This is a genomic window from Pseudomonas sp. PIC25 (assembly GCF_002286785.1).
In the GTDB taxonomy this organism is placed as follows: domain Bacteria; phylum Pseudomonadota; class Gammaproteobacteria; order Pseudomonadales; family Pseudomonadaceae; genus Pseudomonas_M.
Genome location: NZ_MUJY01000191.1, coordinates 69,161 through 91,209, shown reverse-complemented (window position 1 = coordinate 91,209; position 22,049 = coordinate 69,161). Strand labels below are relative to the sequence as shown.

Below are 22,049 nucleotides of genomic sequence, written 5' to 3'. Positions count from 1 at the left end.
CCCATGACCGCGCTATGCACCGCTCTTCCCGAGCGACTTTCACTGCTTCTGGTGGATGACCACCGGATATTCCTCGACGGCCTGGCCCTGGCGCTCGGCCCGCTCTGTCCGGACCTGCGCATCCAGACCGCGCAGACCGCTGCCGAAGCCGAGCAGTGCCTGCAACACGGCAGCTTCGACCTGATCCTCCTCGACCTGCGCCTGCCCGACGTGCCTGGCCTGGAACTGCTGCAACGCTGGCAGCGCCAGGGACTACCGACGCCAGTGGCGATTCTCAGTGGCAGCGATTCCAACCAGGACGCCCAGGCGGCATTGGCGGCCGGCGCACTGGGGTTCATTCCGAAGAGCGCCGATAGCGAAGACCTGCGCCAGGCGGTGACCCGTGTCCTGCTCGGCGAAGTCCTACCGATGCCACAGACGACGGAGCGCCCGCATCTGACGCCCCGGCAACGGGAAATTCTCCTGCTGCTCGCCGAGGGCCTGCCGAACAAGGCCATCAGCCGTCGCCTGGGGCTCTCCGAAGACACCGTCAAGACACACCTGAAAGCCCTGTTCCAGGAACTCGACGTGCATACCCGCACCGCCTGCGTCAGTGCGGCGCGGCAGCGCGGCTGGCTGTGACCGCCCCCGGCAGCAGCAACGCCAGTGCCCGGCGCAGGCGGGCCGGCAACAAGGGCTTGGCCAGCAGGGTGACATGCGCCGGCATGCAGCGCTCCTGCAATTCGGGACTGACATCCGCACTGATCAGCAATGCCGGCAGCATCTGCCCGGCCGCTTCGCGCAAGCGTTCGATGGCCTTGAGGCCATCCTCTTCCCCGGCCAACCGGTAATCGCTGATCAGCACCTGTGGCCGAAAAGCGGCCTGGCGGCCCAAGGCTTGCGGCAGATCGGCACAAACCTCCACCTCGCATCCCCAACGTTGCAACAGCCCTTGCAACGCCTCGCGTCCCGCTGGGTCGTCTTCCAGCAACAGAATCCGTCCAGCCAGCACATTGACTGGTGCGGCGCTTCGCGAAACCTCGGCGCCCGGCGCCACCGCCGGCAGACGCAGACTGAACCGGGCCCCCTCCCCCGGACGGGAATCCAGGCGCAACGGATGCTCAAGCAACGCCGATAGTTGCCGGACGATGGCCAGGCCGAGCCCCAGCCCGCGTTCGGTGTTGCGTCCCGGATTGTCCAACTGACGGAACTCTTCGAAGATCAGCTCCTGTTCCTCCGCAGCCAGGCCACGCCCGTCGTCGCCCACCTCCAGCAACACCTCGTCGCCTTGCGCCTCGGTCCGCAGCCAGACGTGCCGGGCCCCGGCATGGCGTAGCGCATTGTTGAGCAGGTTGCGCAGCAGGCGCTCCAGCAGCAGCGCATCGCTGCGTACCCAAAGCTCCCCGCAGTCCAGGCGCAACTGACAATCGCTCTGCTCGATCTCGGCCTGCGCCTCGTCCACCAACCGCGCCAGCAAAGGGTGCAGCGGCAGGCTCTCCGGACGCGCCTGTACCCCACCCGGCAGCGTCAGACGGGTGAAATCGAGCAAGGATTGCAGCAGGCGGCTGAGCTGCTCCACCGAGGTCACCAGACGCTCGCCGACCTGCCGGGTCAGCGGCTCGCGGGTCTGCTCGAGCAAGTGCTGGGCATACAGCCCCATGGCATTGAGCGGCTGGCGCAGGTCGTGGCTGGCTGCGGCGAGCAGACGCAGCTTGCGCGCATCGTCCGCCTCGGCGCGCAAGCGGGCGAGGTCCAGTAGCCGCAGGTTGAGCCAGGCGCTGCGCTGGCCATGCTCCTGCAGGTAGGCACCGACGCTGCCGATCAGGTTGGCACAGACCAGGAACAACCCTGGATAGGCCAGGCTCGCCCGGGTTTCGGGAAACCACAGGCTGGGCAGCAGGAACAGGCCGCAGAATCCCCAGCCCGAGAGGGACGCCGCCCGGAAAGACAAACCGAGCAGCACGTAGCCGAACAGCAGGATCAGGAACAACCCTTCGTACGGCATGGGCACGCCCTGAGCCCAACAGAAGTGGACGATCAGCGCAACGCAACCGCCGTTCAGCGCGTACACCGTGGCATAGACAGCGTGCGTCGCCCTGGGGGAACCGTGCGGGCGCCGGCAATAAAAGAACCCGACCGCAAGCCCACCCAGCGCCAGCAGGCGTAGCGGCAGCACCGAGCCGGCAACCGCTGGCGGCATCAGGGCGAAATCGAGAAAGGTGTAGATCAGTTGGAACAGCACCGCGGTCGCCGCGATCAGCGGCAGGCGACGACGCAGTCGACGTACCCGGTGTTCGACGAACAGCCGTTCCAGCGTCGGCACGAAACGCAGCCTGGCATGCCCCCGGCGCTGCTGGGCCAGCAGAAGCCGCTCCAACTGCTCCGGCGTCGGCGCCTCGTCAGCGCCCGTCATGACCGAGGGCCATCCGCATCAATGGCCGGAATCGGCAAGCTCCTGTTTGGCGGCAATCGCGTCATAGGTTTCCACCCGGTGCAGGTCATCGGCGCTGAACAGCCGCTGGCGCAGGAGCCGGCTTTCCCGCTCCCGGTCCGCCTCGCTCAGTCCGTTGCCACGCAGGCCGGCGAGTTCGCTCCGGTACGCCGCATAGCGCTGCTTCCAAAGCCGCTCGGCCCGCTGCTCGGCGAGCAGCCGTTCGACCGTGGGCGGATCATAGGTCATGGCGAGGAAATCGCGCACCTGCTCCTCGCTCGCCCCTTCCTGCCACAGCCGCTCGCTTTCCTCCTGCACGGCCAGCGCTTCGCTGGCACGCATGGCCTCCGGCAGTTGTGCGCGCAACGCCTCGATGGCCTGCGCCTTATCTTCGCCGGAGAGGTCATCGCGGGCCTGCAGTGCGAGGCTGTCCAGGGTGTAGCGCGCGTAGGCCTCCTCGGCGCCGAAGAATGCCTCCACCGCGACAGCGTCCATGTGTTCCCGGCGCAACCGGGCAAGGCGCTGAAACGCGTCCTCCAGCGCCTGCGGCTGGCTCTGCGACGAATCCAGCGGCTGCTGCATGAGCGCCAGGCTGGCGCGCTTGTAATCCATGTAATCGGCCAGCAGCCGGGAAAACTGCCCGAGCGCCGGCTCGCGCAGACGCCGGCCGGCATCGTCCACCATAGCCGCTACCGCAGGCTCCAGCCCGATCCGCTCGGCGGCGCTGAGGAAATAGTCGAGGTAATCGCGTACCCGCAGACTCAGCACCAGGTTGCCGGCGGCGTCCATCGTCAGTTCGCCATCGATCTCGGTGTCCGCCATCGCCGGTATCGTCGGTCGTTGCACGGACGGCGCGTCCTGCGCCCGGGATGGCAGCGGTACGACGCCAAGCGGCGCCGGCGCGAGGCTGGCGACCATCCGGCTCGACGTCGCGACTTCCGGCGTCGCCGGCCATTGCCAGTACAGCACCGCACCGGCGCAAACCAGGGCCAGGGCGACGCTGGCCAGAAACCAGGATCGTGGAAACATGGGAATCGCTCCGCTGGAGGGCCGCTCGGGCCCTCCGTCATCTCAGACGCCCTTGTTCTTCAGGCGATTGGCATGCTGGCGATACAGCGAGACCGGATCGGTCCAGCCGCGCAGGCCGAACAGATGGTTGATCGCATCCACGTGGTTCATGTTGTAGGTGTCACCCAGCACCGAACCCAGGTAGGTGGAACAGACGCCCACCAAACCATCGTTCTTCTCGCTGCCGAAGGCCAGCCCGGTGATCGCCAGGAACGGGTCCACGGCGTCCAGCACGTTGGTGTAGGCGGTATTGCCGGTCCAGGAGAAGTAGCGGATGTCATAACCGCGCACGTTGTGCACTTCGGTGGATTTAGCGCAGTAGCTGGAGGTGTTCACGCCCCACGGATGACGGCTATTCAGCGCGGCGGTACCCGCAGTCGTCAGCGTTCCCAGCGCAGCGATGGCGTTCTGCGGATTGCTGCTGCCGGAGAGCAGATTGATCATCGCTCCCAATGCATTAGCCAAGGCAGCAGCTCCGCCCTCGATGGCACCGTTCGCCGGAATGGCGCCACGTATCACATCCGCCACCTTCGAACCCTTGTTCACGCCGTTGACGGAAGTCACCGACGCCACCAGGTCCGGCCGCAGCGAAGCCGCTACCCGCGAGGTCGGCGAGCCCTGGCTGTGTCCGATCAGGTTGACCTTGCCGCCATTGGCCGTCGCCCAGGGCACGATCTGCTGCGCCAGCGCCGCGCCGCGCTGCTCGCTATCGTTGAACGCGGCCACACTGGCGACATACACCTTGGCGCCGTCGCGCTCCAGGTTCCAGGGAATGGTGTGGAAGTAATTGACCAAGCCACCGATGGTGTCGAAACCGGTAATACCGTGCACCAGCACGATGGGATATCTGGTCTGGGTGTATCCGCTGGCTTGCGCTTCGATAGCGCCCGCCAGGGCCAGGGTGGCCAAAGCAGTGGAAATGACTCGACGCATGGAGTGCCTCCGTTGTTTTTGTTGTGGCACGCCGGGGGAACGGCATCCGGGCGTGGAGGCAGTCTAGGGAAGCACCCTTCCCCGACCTATCGCCCAGATGGGTGAAGGGATACAAACGAAAAGGCCGGACATGAAGTCCGGCCTTTCCTTTCAGCGACAGCCTCGGCGCATCAAGCCTTCGGCTCATCCTTGTTCAGGTCCATCACGCTCTGCGCGGGCGTGCTGGGCTGCACCGGCTCGGGTTCTTTCGGCGTCACGACCGGTGCCGGCTCGCTTTTCTTGCCGCGCAGACGGGACATGACCCAGCCGCCGATGGCGACGGGCACAATCCAGAACTTCTTCAGCAGGATCAGAAGCATGGCCAGCAGGCCGGTCTTGGCGGCGACCTTGCCGGCGATCAGTGCGCCCAGACCGTAGGCGGCGACTTCGTCGAGGTCGGGGTTGAAGTCGGCGTAACGGCTGCCCTGGTTGAACTCGGTCATGGCCAGGACTTCCGGCAGGTTACGCTCGATGTCCGGCAGTTGGTTCATGTTGGCGATGAAGTTCAGCACCAGCACGCCTTTGCGGCCCAGCACGCGGATGTTGTAGTTGAGGGTGTTTTCCTCGGCCTCGCCGAACTTGAGCTCCTTGGCCCAGTGCAGTTTCTTGCCGGCGGCATCGTAGTGCGGCTTGGCGGCCCAGCCGACCAGCTCGACGCTTTCGTAGCCGTTCTCGCTGCGCCAGGTGTTATCGGCCACGGTGTCTTCTTTCATGCCTTCGAGCATTTCGTCGTAGTCGATGTCGGCGGCGTCTTCGTCGGAGACGTAGCCACTTTCCTCGTATTCGACGGTGACGGCCCAGGATTCCTCGGCGAATGGGGAAATGCCGGCCGGCAGGATCATGCCCAGCGGCAGCGTATCGCTCGGCGGGTTGCCCCATGCCTCGACCAGAACGCGCTCGGCATCCGGGCCATCGAGGAACACGAAGCGGTCGGAGACGTCGAGGGTCGCCAGGTTATCGCCGATGACGATCTTGCCCTGCTGGAACTTCAGGCTGGCGAGGAACTCTTCGGGGCTGGGGTATTCCGCCTCTTCGGCGGCTGCCTCATCGGCGTCGACGAGAATTTCCTCGTGGTTTTCCTGAGGCTCTTCGGCGGCGGTATCGGCAAACACAGGGGAAACGCTGACGGCCAACAGACTGGCCAGGATCAATTCCTTGATCATGGGAACTTCCTAAGGGTAGGGATAAAGGCGGCTAGTCTAGCAAAAGGCCACCCACCAGCGCGGAAACATTTTGCAAAATAGCTCACGCTTCTATCAGCGACTACCTCAACAGCTCCCCAGCCCCAGCTGCAACAACGCCAAACCGCTGTGGCGCCAGCCCCACCAGGCCAGCGTCAGCAGGGCCACACCCAGCACCAGCACGCTGGCCAGCCACAGATGGCCGGCTTTCATGCCGCGTTACCTGCCGCTTGCAGGCGCGCCACCGGCCGTTCGCGCACCGGCCAGTTAAGCGCGGCGGCCATCAGGCTGAGCAGGATGGATAGTTGCCAGACCAAGTCGTAGCTGCCGGTGTGGTCGTACAGGTAGCCGCCCAGCCATCCGCCGAGGAAAGCGCCGATCTGGTGGAACAGGAAGACGATGCCGCCCAGCATGGACAGGTTGCGTACGCCGAACAGCGTGGCCACGGTGCCGTTGGTCAGCGGAACCGTCGAAAGCCACAGCAGGCCCATGGCGATACCGAAAGCATAGGCGCTCCAGACGGTCAGCGGCGCCATGATGAATGCCGCGATGACCACCGCGCGCACCAGATAGAGGCCGGTCAGCAGGCGCGGCTTGGACATCCGCCCGCCGAGCCAACCGGCGATGTAGGTGCCAAAGATGTTGAACAGCCCCACCAGTGCCAGGACCGTGGTCCCCACCTGCGCCGGCAGGTGCTGGTCCACCAGATAGGCCGGCAGGTGGACACCGATGAACACCACCTGGAAGCCGCAGACGAAGAAGCCCAGCGCCAGCAACCAGAACCCACTGTGGCTGGAAGCCTCGCGCAGCGCCTCGCCGAGGCTCTGTTCATGGGCCTGCACCGGCAGCGGCCGGTCACGCAGCATGGCCGCCAGGGGAACGATCAGCGCCACCAGCAGGCCGAGGGCGATCAGCGCCGAGGACCAGCCGAGCCAGCCGATCAGCCCCAGGGTCCCCGGTAGCATGATGAACTGGCCGAACGAGCCGGCCGCCGCGGCGATTCCCATGCCCATGCTGCGTTTCTCCGGCGGCAGCGCGCGACCCACCGCCCCGAGGATGATCGAGAAGGTGGTCCCGGACAGACCGAAACCGATCAGCAACCCGGCACTCAGCGACAGCGACCAGGGCGAATCGGCGAACCCCATCAGCAACAACCCCAGCCCGTAGAGCACCCCGCCGACCACCACGACACGCATCGCACCCAGGCGGTCGGCCAGGGCGCCGGTGAAAGGCTGGGTCAGGCCCCAGATCAGGTTTTGCAAGGCAATGGCGAAGGCGAACACTTCGCGCCCCCAACCGAACTCCGCGCTCATCGGCGGGAGGAACAAGCCGAAGCCATGGCGGATTCCCAGCGACAGGGCGAGGATCAGGGACCCACCCAGCAGCACCCAGACACTCGCACGCCAGACAGCGTTCATCGCACTCTCCTTATTGCCGCTCCCGGTCTGCCGGCAGACCGCGACGGGCTTATACGGCGCCGCGTGCTGCGGCGCTCCGGTCAATCCAGGGTTTCCAACTCTTCCAGCAGCGCCATCAGCGCCGCACGCTTTTCCGCGCCAAGGCGCTCGGCCAGCTCCGCCTGCACGACTTCCCAGGCTTCGCGGGCCTGTTGCAGGCGCGCCCTGCCCTCGTCGGTCATCAGCACCACGCGATTGCGCTGGTCGCTGCACGCACCGAGACGGATCAGCCCTTCGCTCTCCAATACCCGCAGGTTGCGCCCGAGGGTGCTGCGGTCGAGGCCCATGGCCTCGGCCAGATTCGTGATGCAGGGCTTGTCCAGCCGCTCCAGATGGCGCAGCAACGAATACTGGGCAGCCTTGAGGCCGGCGCCTTCGAGGGCATCGTCATAGCGTTTGGTGACGTTGCGCGCGGCGCGGCGCAGCTTGGTACAGAGACATTGGGTCGGCAACATGAATGCGTGTATATACCCGCATTTGCCTATGCGTCAACCGCGACCAAAGTGGAACAGGGTTTACCACATCCCCATCCGTCCATTGCCGAGAACCCCGCCGGCGGACTCGGGTCAACCCCTTATGCCGAAATCCACGGAGGAGAATTCATGAGCACTCAACGCTACGCATCCTGCATCCAAGCCTGCAACGCCTGCGCCGTGGCCTGCGAACACTGCGCCGCCGCCTGCCTCCAGGAGGCCATGATCAAGGACTTGGTGACCTGCATACGACTGGACCGCGACTGCGCCGATATGTGCCGCCTCGCCTCGCGCCTGATGTGTCGCGAGAGCGCCCTGGTGGATGAGATCTGCCGCCTCTGTGCCATCGCCTGCCGTGCCTGCGGCCAGGAATGCGCCAAGCACCTGCACGAGCACTGCCAGCAGTGCGCCCAGGCGTGCGAGCGGTGTGCCGAAGAGTGCGAGTCGATGTCGAGGGCGGCTTGAGTCCCGCCAGGCGTTAGCTAAGGGCGACGACCACCAGCACCCCACACTCCACCAGCTCCAGCAGAGCGCCGGCGGTGTCGCCGGTGGTCCCGCCCACACGCGCCATGAGCCCCTGGCGGGCCAGGCCGAACACGGCAACGGCGGCTAGCAAGGCCAACAGCCCGCTCCAGCCGAGAAGCAGGCAACCCCCGGCCGCCACGCCGAGCACACTCCAGCCCCGCTGCCGTGGCAGGTGATCGGCCAGGGCCTGGCCAAGACCGCCCGGGCGCACGTAAGGGGTCGAGAGGAACAACGCCAGCAAGGCGGTACGCCCGAGCACAGGCGCCAGCAGAAGCGCGGCCCATTGCCCGCCGTCGCTCAGCGCGGCCAGGGCGGCGAACTTGAGCAGCAATACGATCACCAGAACCACCACGGCGATGGGTCCACTGCGCGGGTCCTTCATGATCGCCAGGGTGCGCTCGCGGTCGCCGAGCCCGCCCACCCAGGCGTCCGCCGTATCGGCCAACCCGTCGAGATGCAGCGCGCCGCTGGCGAACGCCCAGAACGCCAGCAACAGCCCCGCATGCAGCAAGGGCGGCGCACCATCCAGCAGCCGGTCGAGCAGCAGCAAGGCGCCGCCGAGCAGCACCCCGACGACCGGGTACCAGAGCAGCGAACGGCCCAGTTGCTCCGCCGCCGGCATGCCTGCCAGACGCACCGGCAGGCGGGTGAGGAACTGCAAGGCGATCAGGAAGTCCGTCATGCCGCCTCGCCCGGCCATTCGAGGCGGTGAAGCGAGCCGTGCGCCACCTCCACCGACAGCAGCGCCCGCCGCTCCAGCCCACGGGCGCGGGCCAGCAGCAGGCGCATCACGCCGCCATGGGTGATCACCAATATGCGCTCGCCGGCGAATTGCCGGGTCAGCCGCTGCATTGCCGTCAATACGCGAACCTCGAAAGCCTGCAGCGCTTCTCCGTCGGGTGGCGTGAAGGCATAGGGATCGGCCCAGAAACGACCGAGCGCCTCGGCATCGGTCTCCATCAACTCGGCGGCGCTGCACCCTTCCCAAGCGCCGAAATGCAACTCACGCAAATCCGTTTCCAAGTGCAACGGCACGCCAGACCCTCCAGCCAACTCCCTGGCGAAGTCGGCACAACGCGACAGCGGCGAGCTGACCAACCGATCCCAGGGGCCAGCCCCGACGATGGCGGCGCACATCTGCGCCCAGCCGACCGGCGTCAGCGCATCGTCCAGGCTGCCACGGAAACCACCGCCCTGCTCGGTCTCGCCATGGCGCAGCAAGTCCAGTTGCACATTCATGCCGGACGATCCGCCACCGCCGCTTCAGCGAAGGTGGCCATTTCGTTGTGCAGGCGGCAGGCCATCTGCAACAGCGGCACCGCCAGCGCCGCCCCGCTCCCCTCGCCCAGGCGCAGCCCGAGTTCGAACAGCGGTTCGGCCTGCAAGGCCTCGAGGATCAGGGCATGCCCCGGCTCGGCCCCTCGATGGGAGAACAGCAGCCAGTCGCGACAACCCGGATTGAGGCAGGTGGCGACCAGGGCGGCGGCGCTGCAGATGAAGCCGTCCACCAGCACCGGCAGGCCCTGCTGGGCACAGGCCAGGTAGGCGCCGGTCAATGCCGCGATTTCGAAGCCACCCAGGCGCAGCAGGCATTGCAGCGGATCGGCTAAATGCTCGCCATGCAGCACCAGGGCGCAGTCCACCACTGCCGCCTTGTGCCGCACACCGGAGGCATCGAGGCCAGTGCCGGGCCCGACCAGCGCCCGCGCCGGCAGGTCCAGCAGGGCACAGGCCAGGGCGCTGGCGGCCGTGCTGTTGCCGATGCCCATCTCACCACCGATGTACAACTGCGCTCCCGCCTCGCAGGCACGGCGCACGCTGTCGCGACCGGCCTCGAGGGCGATCAGGCACTGGGCGTAGGTCATGGCCTGGTCGTGGACGAAATTCTGCGTGCCGGGCCCCAGGTTGAGGTGGCGCACATTGGGCAACGGCTCCAGGGGAACGGCGGTGCCCAGGTCGATCACTTCCAGCGCCGCGTCGAGCTGCCGCGCCAGCACGCTGACCGCCGCACCGCCTTCGACGAAGTTGCGCAGCATCTGCCCGGTGACCGCCTGCGGGTAGGCCGAAACGCCCTCCTCGACCACGCCGTGGTCGCCGGCGAACACGGCGATCCACAGTGTGTCGACGGCAGGCCGCGCGGTGCCCTGCAAGCCCGCCAGGGTGGTGGCCAACGACTCCAGGCGGCCCAGCGAGCCACGCGGTTTGGTCAATTGATCCTGGCGTGCCAGGGCTTCGCGCTGCGCCTCCAGATCCAGGGGACGGCAAGCCGCTTCCCACCACGACAGGTTCATAGTTGTGCTCCTTTCAAGACCATCGGCAACCCCGCCACACAAAAGACCACCCGCTCGCAGCGCTCGGCCAGCGACTGATGCAGCCAGCCGGCCTCATCCACGTAACGCCGGCTCAACTCGCCGAGCGGCACCACGCCCAACCCCGTCTCGTTGCTCACCAGCAGGACCCGCCCTGGCAGTTGCGGCAGGCACTCCAGCAGCGCGTCGCGCTCGGCGTCGAGACGCACCGGGTCGTCCAGCATCAGCAGGTTGGTCAGCCAGAGGGTCAGGCAATCCACCAGCAGGCAACGACCGGGAGCGGCTTGCTCGCCCAGCACGCGCGCCAGCGCCAAAGGCTCCTCGACCAGATGCCAGTGTTCCGGACGGCGTTGACGGTGCCGTGCGATACGCAATGCCATTTCGCCATCAAGCGGTTGGCTGGTGGCGATATAGCAGACCTCCAGCTCGCTTTCCATCGCCAGGCGTTCGGCCAGGCGGCTTTTGCCGGAACGGGCACCGCCGAGAATCAGTTCGATCATGGATTCGCCTTCAGGGAAAAGGGCTCGCCAAGGCCACAGAGGCTGCGCAGGCGGGCCGTATCCAGATGCCGCTCCACCAGATCGGCCAGCCGCTCGATGTCGCGTTCGCGCAACGCGTGGTAGTCGATGGTCTGCGGAGCCTCAAGGCCGGCCCAGCGTAGCAGTGCACCGCAAGCCGCCGGCTGCTCGAACAAGCCATGCAGGTAAGTGCCGAGCACCGCTCCATCCTCGCTGAACACGCCGTCAGGGCGGCCATCGTCCAGGCGGACGGCAGCGTGCTCCAAGGCCGACCCCTGGCTGACACCGGCGTGGATCTCGTAGCCGCTCACTAGCGCATCCTCCAAACACAGGCGGCCCTGGACGTTGCGCAACTGCTTTTCCGCCTCCAACCGCGTGACGAAATCCAGCAGGCCCAGACCCGCGCTGCTCCCCGCCTCGCCTTCCAGCCCGAGCGGATCGTCGATACGCCGCCCGAGCATCTGCAGGCCGCCGCAGATGCCCAGCAACCGGCCGCCATAGCGCAGGTGCCGCTGGATCGCCGCGTCCCAGCCATTGGCACGCAGGAAGGCCAGGTCGGCGCGCACGCTCTTCGAGCCCGGCAGGACAATCAGGTCGGCCGCGGGAATCGGCTGGCCGGGCCCGACGAAGCGCAGGTCGACCTGCGGGTGCAGGCGCAGCGGATCGAAGTCGGTGTGGTTGCTGATGCGCGGCATCACCGGTACCACCACCCGCAGCGTTTCGCCGCTCTTGGCCGACTGGCGGGTATCGATAGCGTCCTCGGCTTCCAGGTGGAAATCCGTCAGATACGGCAGCACGCCCAGCACCGGCTTGCCGGTATGGGCTTCCAGCCAGTCGAGACCCGGTTGCAGCAAAGCGAGATCGCCCCGGAAGCGGTTGATCACAAAGCCCCGGACCCGCGCCCGTTCGCTTTCCGAGAGCAACGCCAGGGTTCCGACCAGATGGGCGAAGACGCCGCCCCGGTCGATGTCGGCGATGAGGATCACCGGGCAGTCCACCGCCTCGGCGAAGCCCATGTTGGCGATGTCGTTGGCGCGCAGGTTGATTTCCGCCGGCGAACCGGCGCCCTCCACCATCACCACCCGGTGCGCCGCGCTGAGCCGGGTATGGGAAGCCAATACAGCCTCGCGGGCGATGCGCTTGTAGTCGTGGTAGGCCACAGCATCCATGCTGGCGACAGCGCGGCCATGGATGATCACCTGGGCGCCGATGTCGGTGTTGGGCTTGAGCAGCACCGGGTTCATGTCGGTATGCGGCGCCAGCCCGGCGGCCTGGGCCTGGACCGCCTGGGCCCGGCCGATCTCGCCGCCGTTGGCGGTCACCGCGCTGTTCAGCGCCATGTTCTGCGGCTTGAACGGCGCCACCGTCACGCCCTGGCGGCGCAGCCAGCGGCAAAGCGCGGTCACCAGGGTGCTCTTGCCAGCGTCGGAGGTGGTGCCCTGCACCATCAGGGTGGTCATGGGAAGTCCTTGCGCAAGGCTGCCAGCGCCTGGTCTAGCCGCTCCCACGCCGGCTCGTCCGCCGGCAGGCCGAAACGCAGGCTCGCCGGCTCGCGGAACAGCCGGACCAGCACCCCCTGCCGGGCCAGCCCGTCGTACAGCCGCTCGGCCCGCTCGCTTGCCACCCATTGGAACAGCGCACTGCCGCCACGCGGCGGCAGGCCCCGTTCGGTCAGCAGTTGTGCCAGGCGGTGGCTCGCCTGCAATTGGCGCTGGCGCTGCTGTGCATGGTGCTCGCTCTCCTCCAGGCACAGGCGCCCGAGCGCCCGCGCCGGCCCGCTCACTGCCCAGGGGCCGAGCCGCTCGGCGAGCTTCAGTAACAAGGACGTTTCCGCCAGCACGAATCCCAGGCGCACGCCGGCCAGGCCAAAGAACTTGCCGAACGAGCGCAGCACGATGAGCCCGGGACGGTCGCTGAAGGCCGCCAGGCTCAACGCCGGGGTGGCATCCATGAAGGCTTCGTCCACCAACAACCAGCCGCCGCGCGCGGCCAGGCGGGCATGCCAGTCGAGCAGGCGTTGCGGCGCCAACAGCCGGCCGGTCGGGTTGTTCGGGTTGACCGCCACCAGCACGTCCAGGCTGTCGAGCAGCGGCTCCACCGCGTCGTCGTCCAGCTCCAGCACATCGTGGCCAGCCGCGCGCCAGCCATGGGCGTGTTCGGCATAACAGGGCGACAGCACTGCGACACGGGCCGGACGCGGCCACAGGCGGGGCAACAGTTGGATCGCTGCCTGCGAACCCGGCACCGGCAGCAACTGGCCACAGCCGTAATACGCGCAAGCCGCCGCCTCCAGGCCATCGCCGGCCTCCGGCAGACGGGTCCAAGTGCTCGCCGGCAGCTCCGCCAGCGCCCAGGACCAAGGCGAAATGCCGGTGGAAAGATCGAGCCAGCCCGCCTCGGGAATCCCGTAGCGATGCGCTGCCGCGCGCAGTTGTCCACCGTGCTCAAGCATGCCAGACACCCCAGAGCACCAGCAGCGCCAACCAGAGCGCGACGCCGCCCCAGACCCGGTTCAGCGCCCGTTCGATATCCCGTGCCAAGGGCGCACGCCCCTCACCCAGCGGCGGTCGCTCGTGACGCTCGCCGTGGTAGATCGCCGGCCCGCCCAGGAGAACGCCCAGGGCGCCGGCACCGGCCGCCATCACCGGACCGGCATTGGGACTATCCCAGTCGGGCGCCTGCCGCCACCAGCATGCCAAGGCCCGGCGTGTGCGGCCTTGCAGCGCGTAGGTCAGCGCCACCAGTCGCGCCGGCAGGTAGTTGAGCAGATCGTCTATGCGCGCCGCCGCCCAGCCGAAGCGTTCGAAACGGGCGTTGCGATAGCCCCACATGGCATCCAGGGTATTGCTCAGGCGATAGAGCACCACGCCCGGCGCGCCAAGCAGGACGAACCAGAACAGCGCGGCGAACACTGCATCGCTGCCGTTCTCCAGCACCGATTCGGTCGCCGCGCGGGCCACGCCGGTTTCGTCCAGTTGCGACGTATCCCGGCTGACCATGTAGCCGACCCGCCGCCGCGCCTCTGCCAGATCGCCGAGACGCAGGGCCTGGGCCACCGGCATGGCGTGGTCGTACAGGCTGCGCAAGCCGAGGGCGAAGTACAGGGCGAGCACTTCCACGAACCAGCCGAAGTGCGGCGACAGACTCAGCAGCCAGACCAACAGCGTCGGCGGCAGCACCGCCAGGCACCAGGCGGTGACGCCATGGCTGCGCCAGCCCCGGCCCGCCTCGCCCTCCCGCGCCTGAACGGGCGGCAGCAATGAAACCCGAGCGCGCTCCCAAAGGGCGGCGGCTCGATCGTGCGGATGCCCGGCAGCCTCCGCGGCGGGTGCCGGGCCATTGAAACGGGCCTCGATCCGGTTGGCCAGGCGCCCGAAAGCCGCCAGCGGATGGCGCCGCTGCGGCTCGCCCAACCAGGCGTCCAGCGCCACCCCGGCACAGGTGAGAAAAACCAGGCTCATGCGTTTCGTTCCCAATGATTTTCGTAGAGCAGATCGGCCAGTGGCCGCGGCTGCGCCCAACCTTCCAGCGCCAGCATCGGCGCCGGATAGAAGGCGTCGACCGGCCCCAGGCAGAGCACCGCCACCGGTTTGCTGCCCACCGGCATGCCCAGCAGCCGGGCCAGGGCATCGGGATCGAACAGCGACACCCAGCCCAACCCCAGCCCTTCGGCGCGGGCAGCGAGCCAGAGATTCTGAATGGCGCAGGCCAGGGACGCCAGGTCCATTTCCGGCAAGGTGCGCCGGCCGAACACATGCTCTTCGCGTCCCTCCATCAAGGCGGCGACCAGCAGCTCGGCGCAATCGCGAACGCCCTCCACCTTCAACCGCATGAATTCATCGGAGCGTTCGCCCAAAGCTTCGGCGGTACGAACCCGCTCCTCCTCCACCAACCCTTGGATGGCCTCGCGCAGCGCGCCGTCGGTAATGCGGATGAAGCGCCAAGGCTGCATCAGGCCGACGCTGGGCGCGCAATGCGCCGCTTCCAGCAGCCGGGCCAGCAGCTCCGGCGCCACTTCGCCGCCACTGAAATGGCGCATATCGCGACGCTCGGCGATGGCGCGGTAGACGGCCGCGCGTTCATCGGGCGTGAAGGCGTGCTCGCTCATGGCCGGAATAAGGCCGCCGCCGCGGCGGGCGCGGACGGCAGATAGAAGTGAATGTAGGAAGCGGTCAGCCGGCCTCGGCGGTAGACGGCTTCGGCGGTACGCCGATAGTTCGGGCACTGCCCGCACGCCAGCGGCTCCAGCGCCGTCTGCAATGCCGAATGATGGAAGGTATGCCCACGCAAGCGGCCTTCCGGCAGCTCGACTTCCTGCAACGCCAGGGCCGTCAGGCGTGGCTGCATGCGCGCTTCGCCCGGCAGCAACCCGAGCATGGACGCCCGCTGGCCCTCCACATCGACGAGGCCATCGAGCAGGTAGAGCATGCCGCCGCATTCGGCAAGGATCGGCTTGTCGGCGGCATGATGGGCGCGGATCGCCTCGGCCATCGGCCGGTTCCCGGCCAGTGCCTGCAGATGCAGCTCCGGATAGCCGCCGGGCAGGTAGAGGCTGTCCACATCCGGCAGGGCCTGATCGCGCAGCGGCGAGAAGAACGCCAGCTCGGCGCCGAGCCGCAGCAGCAGATCGAGATTGCCCTGGTAGAGAAAGGCGAACGCGGCATCCCGCGCCACGCCGATACGCACCCCGTCCAACAGCGGCGGGATGTCCGCGGGTTCTGGAGAGGCGAAGCACACGGCTGGCGGCAGATCCACCGACGCGCTGGCGCCCAGGGCATCGGCGGCCTGGTCCAGGCGCGCATCCAGGTCGGCCAGTTCCTCCGCCTGCACCAGCCCCAGGTGACGACTGGGCAGCTCGATGCCGGCGCTGCGTGGCAAGGCACCGAACCAGCGGATACCGTCCGGCAGGCAATCGCGCAGGATCTCGCCGTGCCGCGCACTACCGGTGCGGTTGCCGAGCACGCCGGCGAACGGCAGGTCCGGTTGGTAGCTGGCCAGCCCATGGGCCAGGGCGCCGAAGGTCTGCGCCATGGCCGAGCCGTCGATCACGGCCATCACCGGCACGCCGAAACGCCGCGCCAGGTCGGCGGCGGACGGCGCGCCGTCGAACAGCCCCATTACGCCTTCGATGAGAATCAGGTCAGCCTCTCCGGCAGCCTCCCAGAGCAGGCGCCGGCTCTCCGCCTCGCCCACCATCCACAGGTCCAATTGGTAGACCGGCTGGCCGCTGGCGCGGGCGAGAATCATCGGGTCGAGGAAATCCGGCCCGCACTTGAACACCCGCACCCGTCGCCCCTGACGGCTATGCAGGCGGGCGAGCGCGGCGGTGACGGTAGTCTTGCCCTGGCCGGACGCCGGTGCGGCGACCAGCAACGCGGGGCATGGGCGGACGCCGTTCAAAACTCCACGCCCTTCTGCGCCTTCACCCCGGCCTTGAAGGCGTGCTTGACCAGGGACATCTCGGTGACGGTGTCCGCAGCCTCGACCAATCCCGGCGGCGCGCCCCGGCCGGTGGCCACCACGTGCTGGTACAACGGACGTGCGGCGATGTCGGCCAGCACTTGGTCCAGCTCCAGATAGCCGTGCTTGAGGGCAATGTTCAGCTCGTCCAGCACCACCAGGCCAATGTCCGGGTCGCTCAGCAGCTCCGTCGCCACCACCCAGGCCTGGCGGGCTTTCTCGATATCGCGCTGCCGATCCTGGGTTTCCCAGGTATAGCCCTCGCCCATCACGTGGTAGCGCACCTCCTCGGGAAAACGGCGGAAGAACAGCTCCTCGCCCGAGGTGGCGGCACCCTTGATGAACTGCACCACCCCGACCTTCATGCCGTGCCCCAAGGCGCGGGCCACCATGCCGAAGGCCGAGCTGCTCTTGCCCTTGCCATTGCCGGTATGCACCAGCAGCAGGCCGTATTCGTCGGTCGCCTGGGCGATCTTCTCGTCGACGATGGCTTTCTTGCGTGCCATCCGCGCCTTGTGCCGCGCGTCGCGGTCAGCCGATTCGCTCATCGGGGTTCTCCAGGGGTCGTGGGTGTCCGAACAGTGCGCAGGCGCCCGCATAGAGCACCGCCGCGATGCCGACGTACAGCGCCAGGCTGGCGAAGTAGCGCGGGTAGTACATGCCGATGCGCTGCACGAATTCGGCGAAGATCGGCTCCGGGTAGCGCCCGGAGAAGTAATAGAAGCCGCCGCCGGAAAACAGGTAGCAGACGAAGGCACTGACCACCAGGGTCAAGATCAACGTGGCCAGGCTGACCCATTCGTTACGATGCCAGCCAGCGTACAAGCGCCCGCCGAACCACAGCGAGCCGTAGGCCGGCAGCAGCAGCCAGTAGGCCGGCGACACGCACCAGTCGCTCACCCCGGCCCACTGGATCGCGGCGAAATCCAGCAGCGACGCCTCGATGAACAGCGCCGGGAACACCCAGCGCGGCCGCAGGAAGACACCAGCGAGAAAAAACACCGCCCAGGACGCGCTGGGCAGGTTGACGGTGGCGAAGTGTTGGCCTCGGGTCATGGCCATCAGCAGCGCCAGGGCGATACCGACGACCAGTTGGACACGGGGTGACAGTGTGGGCATGGCGGTTCTCCTTTCCTGGAAACGGTTCCCTAGAGGGCCTGGTAGCGCACGGTGACGTACACCGCCTGGCCCGGCTGGTTGAAGCCTTCGATGGTCCGGTAGTCGGCGTCGAACAGGTTGGTCAGCCGCGTCTGCAGGCGCCAGGCTTTGTCGATGCGGTATTCGCCGCGCAGGTCGAGGGTGGCGAAGCCGGCCAGTTCGGTCTGGTTGTCCAGGTCGTCGTAGCTGGAATCCTGGGCGTGCAGGCTGGCACCGACGCTGAAGTCGCCAAAGGCCCGGTCCACATCGAGATTGAACAGTTGCGAGGGTCGCCGGTTGAGGTCCTTGCCGTAGAGATCGCCCCGTGTGGAGCGGTTTTCCGCATCCATCAAGGTGTAGTTGGCGGACCAGTCCCAACCGAGCAGCGTGCTGCCGAGCGCCAGTTCGAGGCCGCGGATACGTGCCTTATCGACGCCCTCGGCGCGCAGGTTGCCGTTCGCCCGCACGTTGGCGATCAGGTTGTCGATGGACGTGCGATAGGCATTCACCGACCAGTGCCCCCAGCCATGCTTGCCAGAGAGGCCGGCCTCCAGGCTGCGCGAGGTTTCCGCGTCCAGGTTTGGGTTGCCGAAGCCAGGGAAGTAAAGCTGGTTGAAGGTCGGTGCCTTGAAGGCCGTGCCGTAGCTGGCGGTCAGCCGCAGCGCGTCGCTGAGCGCGTAGCCCCAGGCGGCGTTGCCGGTGTCGTGGTCGCCGAACTGTTCGTTGTCGTCGCGGCGCAGCGATAGTTGCCAGTCGTGCCGGCCGTATTCGCCCAGGTACTGGACGAAAGCGCCGGTATTGTCGCGGGAATCCTCGACGTAATCGGTGGTGCCATTGACTTCGTCGCGCTGATGGTCGAAGCCAAGGCTAAGGGTATGGCCTTCGGCAAGGCTGAGGTCGTTCTGCCAACTGGCGCTGTCGCGGCGGCTGTCGAAGCGCGACTCGAAAGCGCCGTCCAGGAAGCTGTCGGACTTGTCTTCGCTGCGCCCCACTTGCAGCGTTACCAGCCAGGGCTCCAGCGGAGCGAAGCGCGCACGCCCGCCGATAACCTTCTGCACCCCGTCGGCGTTGGCGCCGAAGCCGGCGGTGCGGCGGCGGTTCACCTGGTCGTAGTCGTTGTGGGACTTGGCCTGCAGCAAGTTGCCGTCCAGCTCCAGGCCGTTGTCGAAGCGGTAGCCGGCGCTCAGCGAGCCCGACAGATTGCGGTAGCCATCGGCATCGTTCTCATAGCCGCTGGCGTCGGCGGTCTTGGCATTGATCCCGTCGGTGTCCTGGCCGCTGATGCCGAGGCTGTACCAACCGTGCCCATCGCCACCGGACACGCCGGCGCTGCCGTTGTAGCTGTCGTGGGTGCCGTAGCCGGCGGAGAAGAACGGCTTGGCGCCCTGCCCCATGCCCCGGCGGGTGAAGATCTGGACCACCCCGCCGATGGCCTCGGAACCGTAGAGGCTGGAACGCGGCCCGCGCACCACCTCGATGCGCTCGATCAGTTCCACCGGCAGGTCCTGGAACGCCGCGCCCCCGGAGCTCACCGAACCGACCTTGATACCGTCGATCAGCACCAGCACATGGTTGGAGTTGGTGCCACGCATGAACAGCGAGGTGGTCTTACCCGGCCCGCCATTGCTGGTCAGGGAAACGCCCGGCACCTTCTTCAGCAGCTCCGGCACCGATTGCGCCTGGCTGCGCTCAATCTCGGCACGGTCGATCACGGTGACCGCGGCCAGGCTCTGCTCGGCGGTCCGCGCTGTGCGGGTGGCGGTCACCACCTGCTCATCGAGGCTCAGGGGGTCGGCCGCCTGGGCCAGGGGAAAGGAAGACAGGCCCAGCAGCGCATACGCCGCCGGCCTCAGCAAAGGCTTGCGAATCAAGATCGTTCTCCGTCGTGCCACCCGCGCGACATGGGCTGGATAAGGCAGTGGAGAACGAGCGGAGACCGCGGCGGCGACATGCCCCGCGAGCCCGGCAAAGCCCTCCGCGATGCCAATGGATGCGACAGGCCGGTCTCCGGGCTCGCGAGCGGAACTCTGTTCCCGACCGCGCCTTCCCATGCCTGTGGCACAGTGGCTGCGTTGCGGTCGTTGACTCGCCTACCGTTGCGGGGGCAGCGCCGGATTCTTCGTGCGAATGAACCGGCTTCCCTGTTTCACCCCTTCGGCACATGGCCAAGGGGCACCTGAAGCAAGGTGCGGAGGTTAGAGAGAGAAGGAACGGGCGTCAACGGCGCCCAGCGAAAACGCGGCCTGTCTCGGGCGACACAGACCGCAACGACCACCGGGCACGGCTGGAGTCCGGTGGAGATACTGCTCAGTTGCGCAGGTTGCTGCCGGCCTCCTGGATCTTGTCCTGCATACTTCTGTTCAGTTCGGTGGCCATGGTATCCGTGGCTGTCCGTATCAGATCGTTGAGAATGCCGTTGACCTGGTTTGACTGTGCCGCCGAGAACTGCGGCGCCCCGTCAGCAGGTGCGGCCTGCCCTTGCGGCAGGTAGGAGGAGGAAGGCTGCAGCGTTCCGCATCCGCCCACGCCGAGCAACAGGGCAGGCAGCGCGATCGCCATGACGAATGGTTTCATGTGAAATATCCCTTTCAGTACACGCCGAACCGCTTCATCGGCTCGATGGATGAAACTGCTACGGTTCGTATGCTTCGCCGATCGCCGGCCGGGACCAATACGACAGATGTACTACTGCGGGGGGATGCGGATGAACGGCCCATCATGATGGGAGCGGATGAGTTGCGGGACGGCGCACTGCGTCTCGGCACAATGTTTCTTTTTGGCTAGGCTGGGGCTAATCCCCGACAAGACCACAATGCATGCCCGAGCGAACGGTAAAAGATCGAATCATCGTTGCCGACGACCACCCGGTGTTCCGCGATGGCTTGAAACGCATCGTCCTGAAGCGATTCCCCAGCGCCCAGGTACAGGAAGCCGGCTGCATGGAAGAAGTACTCACCCATGCCCGTGCAGGCGAGGAACCGCCAGATACCTTTGTCCTCGACCTGCTCTTCCCCGGCCTCGATTCGACGCGCAGTATCGGCGAGCTGCGCCAGGAATTCCGCAGCAGCTCCATCGTCATCGTATCGATGGTGGATGACGCCGCGCTGATCCAGGACATCATGGCCGCCGGCGCCGATGGCTTCATCGGCAAGTCCGTTTCCCCCGACGAGATCGGCGCCGCCCTCGCCGCCATTCGCAACGGCGAGTTCGTGGTGAAGTTCTCGCCCAGCGGCCTGGTTCCGGCACGGCACGAGCCCCCTGCGCCACTGGAACCTCTGACCCCGCGCCAGCGCGACGTGTTGCGCCTGGTCGCCGAGGGCCTGTCGAACAAAGAGATCGCCCGCAAGCTGGAGATTTCGCCGTTCACCGTGCGCATCCATGTGTCGTCGCTGCTGCGCGCGCTCAACGTCGGCACGCGTTCGGCCTTGGCGGCCAAGGCGGTGAAGTCAGGTTTCTGACCGATCAGGCCACCGCCTGGGCCCGCGCGCCCAGACGCAGCGCGCTCAGCACCGAGCGCAGCTCCGCCGGCCGGACCGGCTTGGCCAGCACCGGGATGTCCTTGTCGCCGACCCGCCCCTGCCGGCCCTGACGCCGGTCCAGTGGCTGGGCTATGCCTACCTGTCGCTGGTCGGTGCGCTGCTCGCCTATGTGCTGTGGTTCCGCGGCATCTCCCGGCTGACACCGGTGGCCGTCTCCTCGCTCGGCCTGTTGAGCCCGCTGACCGCGGTGATCCTCGGCTGGGCCTTGCTGGGCCAGGCCATGGGCGGCCTGTCGCTGGCGGGGCTGCTGATGGTGCTCGGCAGCGTCCTGGCCGTGCAATGGCAAACCGGCCGCGAGTCGTCGACGCCTTGCCCCACCGAAATAACCCTGGCCACCCGCCGCCCAGCCTGAATCCCCTCCCTCCGACGGAACGACACCATGGACAACCCCATCCGCACACTCATCGAATCGCGTATCTCTGCCAACTATTACGACACCCGCCGCGACGTACCGGAAGCGTTGATCGAGGAGCTGGTTCGCCTGGCCACCCGAGCGCCTTCGGCCTTCAATTTTCAGAACTGGAAATTCATCGCCGTGCGTTCGACGGAGGCCAAACAGCGCCTGAAAACGGTCGCCTTCGGTCAGCAGAAAGTCGTGGACGCCCCGGTCACCTTCATCATCTGCGGCACCCTCGCCGCCCACGAACGTCTGCCCGAGGTGCTTCGTCCGTCGCTCGAGGCCGGCATCCTCGATCGCTCGGTGTTCGACGGCTGGGTGGCGATGGCCGCGCGCTCGCACAGCGACAACCCCACCCTGCAACGCGACGAGGCAATCCGCTCGGCCTCCCTCGCAGCGATGACGCTGATGCTCGCCGCCGAAGGCATGGGACTGTCCAGCGGCTCGATGAGCGGCTTCGATCCCGCGGGGGTGGCACGGGAATTCCAGTTGGCGGAAACGGAGATCCCGGTGCTCCTGGTGACCGTGGGCTACCCGGCGCCGGGCAACTGGCCGCAGAAGCCGCGCCTGCCGTTGCGGGACGTGCTCGAATTCGCCTGAGAG

At 67.1% G+C, this 22,049-nt stretch carries 25 protein-coding genes and 1 riboswitch; of the genes, 5 read left to right on the top strand and 20 right to left on the bottom strand.

The window, feature by feature from the left end; genetic code table 11:
* Positions 1-3 precede the first annotated feature (3 nt).
* Complete coding sequence (locus tag BZL41_RS27310) at positions 4-621, top strand: response regulator (RefSeq protein WP_095602172.1); 618 nt, start codon at positions 4-6, stop codon at positions 619-621.
* Here the strand turns inward: BZL41_RS27310 and BZL41_RS27305 are convergent.
* From BZL41_RS27305 to BZL41_RS27280, 7 genes are all read right to left on the bottom strand, one after another.
* A complete protein-coding gene (locus BZL41_RS27305; protein WP_095602171.1) occupies positions 590-2,392 on the bottom strand; it encodes a hybrid sensor histidine kinase/response regulator in 1,803 nt (600 codons plus the stop codon). The genes BZL41_RS27310 and BZL41_RS27305 overlap by 32 nt on opposite strands.
* A gap of 18 nt (positions 2,393-2,410) precedes the next feature.
* On the bottom strand, positions 2,411-3,439 hold the full coding sequence (locus tag BZL41_RS27300) for a lipase secretion chaperone (protein WP_095602170.1): 1,029 nt from the start codon (positions 3,437-3,439) through the stop codon (positions 2,411-2,413).
* 42 nt (positions 3,440-3,481) lie between these two features.
* Complete coding sequence (locus BZL41_RS27295; RefSeq protein ID WP_095602169.1) at positions 3,482-4,411, bottom strand: triacylglycerol lipase; 930 nt, start codon at positions 4,409-4,411, stop codon at positions 3,482-3,484.
* A 170-nt stretch (positions 4,412-4,581) separates the two neighbouring features.
* Positions 4,582-5,613, bottom strand: a complete 1,032-nt coding sequence (locus BZL41_RS27290; protein WP_095602168.1) for a DUF2167 domain-containing protein — start codon at positions 5,611-5,613, stop codon at positions 4,582-4,584.
* A 105-nt stretch (positions 5,614-5,718) separates the two neighbouring features.
* A complete protein-coding gene (locus tag BZL41_RS29255; RefSeq protein ID WP_256578262.1) occupies positions 5,719-5,844 on the bottom strand; it encodes a hypothetical protein in 126 nt (41 codons plus the stop codon).
* Positions 5,841-7,049, bottom strand: a complete 1,209-nt coding sequence (locus BZL41_RS27285) for an MFS transporter (RefSeq protein ID WP_095602167.1) — start codon at positions 7,047-7,049, stop codon at positions 5,841-5,843. The genes BZL41_RS29255 and BZL41_RS27285 overlap by 4 nt, the downstream gene beginning before the upstream one ends.
* An 80-nt stretch (positions 7,050-7,129) precedes the next feature.
* Positions 7,130-7,543 carry a MarR family winged helix-turn-helix transcriptional regulator gene (locus BZL41_RS27280; RefSeq protein ID WP_095602166.1) on the bottom strand — a complete coding sequence of 138 codons (414 nt, stop codon included), beginning with the start codon at positions 7,541-7,543 and terminating at the stop codon, positions 7,130-7,132.
* 147 nt (positions 7,544-7,690) lie between these two features.
* Here BZL41_RS27280 and BZL41_RS27275 point away from each other — a divergent pair, with 147 nt between their 5' ends.
* On the top strand, positions 7,691-8,026 hold the full coding sequence (locus BZL41_RS27275) for a four-helix bundle copper-binding protein (RefSeq protein ID WP_095602165.1): 336 nt from the start codon (positions 7,691-7,693) through the stop codon (positions 8,024-8,026).
* 13 nt (positions 8,027-8,039) lie between these two features.
* Here BZL41_RS27275 and BZL41_RS27270 read toward each other — a convergent pair whose 3' ends face one another.
* The 13 genes from BZL41_RS27270 to BZL41_RS27210 all read right to left on the bottom strand — a co-directional run bounded on the left by BZL41_RS27270 (position 8,040) and on the right by BZL41_RS27210 (position 20,084).
* Positions 8,040-8,768, bottom strand: a complete 729-nt coding sequence (locus BZL41_RS27270; protein ID WP_095602226.1) for an adenosylcobinamide-GDP ribazoletransferase — start codon at positions 8,766-8,768, stop codon at positions 8,040-8,042.
* Entirely contained in the window at positions 8,765-9,325 is a 561-nt protein-coding gene (gene cobC, locus BZL41_RS27265) for an alpha-ribazole phosphatase family protein (RefSeq protein WP_095602164.1), read from the bottom strand. Before cobC ends, BZL41_RS27270 begins: the two co-directional genes overlap by 4 nt.
* Positions 9,322-10,377: a nicotinate-nucleotide--dimethylbenzimidazole phosphoribosyltransferase gene (gene cobT, locus BZL41_RS27260; RefSeq protein WP_095602163.1), complete on the bottom strand. Its 1,056-nt coding sequence runs from the start codon at positions 10,375-10,377 to the stop codon at positions 9,322-9,324. Before cobT ends, cobC begins: the two co-directional genes overlap by 4 nt.
* Entirely contained in the window at positions 10,374-10,895 is a 522-nt protein-coding gene (cobU, locus tag BZL41_RS27255; RefSeq protein WP_095602162.1) for a bifunctional adenosylcobinamide kinase/adenosylcobinamide-phosphate guanylyltransferase, read from the bottom strand. Before cobU ends, cobT begins: the two co-directional genes overlap by 4 nt.
* Entirely contained in the window at positions 10,892-12,373 is a 1,482-nt protein-coding gene (locus BZL41_RS27250; protein WP_095602161.1) for a cobyric acid synthase, read from the bottom strand. The genes cobU and BZL41_RS27250 overlap by 4 nt, the downstream gene beginning before the upstream one ends.
* Positions 12,370-13,365, bottom strand: coding sequence for a threonine-phosphate decarboxylase CobD (gene cobD, locus BZL41_RS27245; RefSeq protein ID WP_095602160.1), 996 nt, complete (start codon positions 13,363-13,365; stop codon positions 12,370-12,372). Before cobD ends, BZL41_RS27250 begins: the two co-directional genes overlap by 4 nt.
* A complete protein-coding gene (gene cbiB, locus BZL41_RS27240; protein ID WP_095602159.1) occupies positions 13,358-14,374 on the bottom strand; it encodes an adenosylcobinamide-phosphate synthase CbiB in 1,017 nt (338 codons plus the stop codon). The genes cobD and cbiB overlap by 8 nt, the downstream gene beginning before the upstream one ends.
* Positions 14,371-15,021 carry a 5,6-dimethylbenzimidazole synthase gene (gene bluB, locus BZL41_RS27235; RefSeq protein ID WP_095602158.1) on the bottom strand — a complete coding sequence of 217 codons (651 nt, stop codon included), beginning with the start codon at positions 15,019-15,021 and terminating at the stop codon, positions 14,371-14,373. The genes cbiB and bluB overlap by 4 nt, the downstream gene beginning before the upstream one ends.
* Positions 15,018-16,313 (bottom strand): cobyrinate a,c-diamide synthase, encoded by a 1,296-nt coding sequence (locus BZL41_RS27230; protein WP_095602157.1) that lies wholly within the window; start codon positions 16,311-16,313, stop codon positions 15,018-15,020. The genes bluB and BZL41_RS27230 overlap by 4 nt, the downstream gene beginning before the upstream one ends.
* The gene (gene cobO / locus BZL41_RS27225) at positions 16,310-16,921 is read right to left on the bottom strand and encodes a cob(I)yrinic acid a,c-diamide adenosyltransferase (protein WP_095602156.1); all 612 of its coding nucleotides are present in this window, start codon (positions 16,919-16,921) and stop codon (positions 16,310-16,312) included. The genes BZL41_RS27230 and cobO overlap by 4 nt, the downstream gene beginning before the upstream one ends.
* Positions 16,905-17,492 carry a hypothetical protein gene (locus BZL41_RS27220; protein WP_095602155.1) on the bottom strand — a complete coding sequence of 196 codons (588 nt, stop codon included), beginning with the start codon at positions 17,490-17,492 and terminating at the stop codon, positions 16,905-16,907. Before BZL41_RS27220 ends, cobO begins: the two co-directional genes overlap by 17 nt.
* A gap of 29 nt (positions 17,493-17,521) precedes the next feature.
* Positions 17,522-19,378: a TonB-dependent vitamin B12 receptor gene (btuB, locus tag BZL41_RS27215; protein WP_371916574.1), complete on the bottom strand. Its 1,857-nt coding sequence runs from the start codon at positions 19,376-19,378 to the stop codon at positions 17,522-17,524.
* Positions 19,379-19,490: 112 nt separating this feature from the next.
* Positions 19,491-19,705: riboswitch (cobalamin riboswitch) on the bottom strand.
* Positions 19,706-19,817: 112 nt separating this feature from the next.
* The gene (locus BZL41_RS27210) at positions 19,818-20,084 is read right to left on the bottom strand and encodes a hypothetical protein (RefSeq protein WP_095602153.1); all 267 of its coding nucleotides are present in this window, start codon (positions 20,082-20,084) and stop codon (positions 19,818-19,820) included.
* A 242-nt stretch (positions 20,085-20,326) separates the two neighbouring features.
* Here BZL41_RS27210 and BZL41_RS27205 point away from each other — a divergent pair, with 242 nt between their 5' ends.
* The 3 genes from BZL41_RS27205 to BZL41_RS27195 are packed head-to-tail and all read left to right on the top strand — an operon-like array spanning position 20,327 to position 22,046.
* Complete coding sequence (locus BZL41_RS27205) at positions 20,327-20,968, top strand: response regulator transcription factor (protein ID WP_095602152.1); 642 nt, start codon at positions 20,327-20,329, stop codon at positions 20,966-20,968.
* 16 nt (positions 20,969-20,984) lie between these two features.
* Positions 20,985-21,401 carry an EamA family transporter gene (locus BZL41_RS29585; protein WP_095602151.1) on the top strand — a complete coding sequence of 139 codons (417 nt, stop codon included), beginning with the start codon at positions 20,985-20,987 and terminating at the stop codon, positions 21,399-21,401.
* A gap of 27 nt (positions 21,402-21,428) precedes the next feature.
* On the top strand, positions 21,429-22,046 hold the full coding sequence (locus tag BZL41_RS27195; RefSeq protein WP_095602150.1) for a nitroreductase family protein: 618 nt from the start codon (positions 21,429-21,431) through the stop codon (positions 22,044-22,046).
* Positions 22,047-22,049 lie beyond the last annotated feature (3 nt).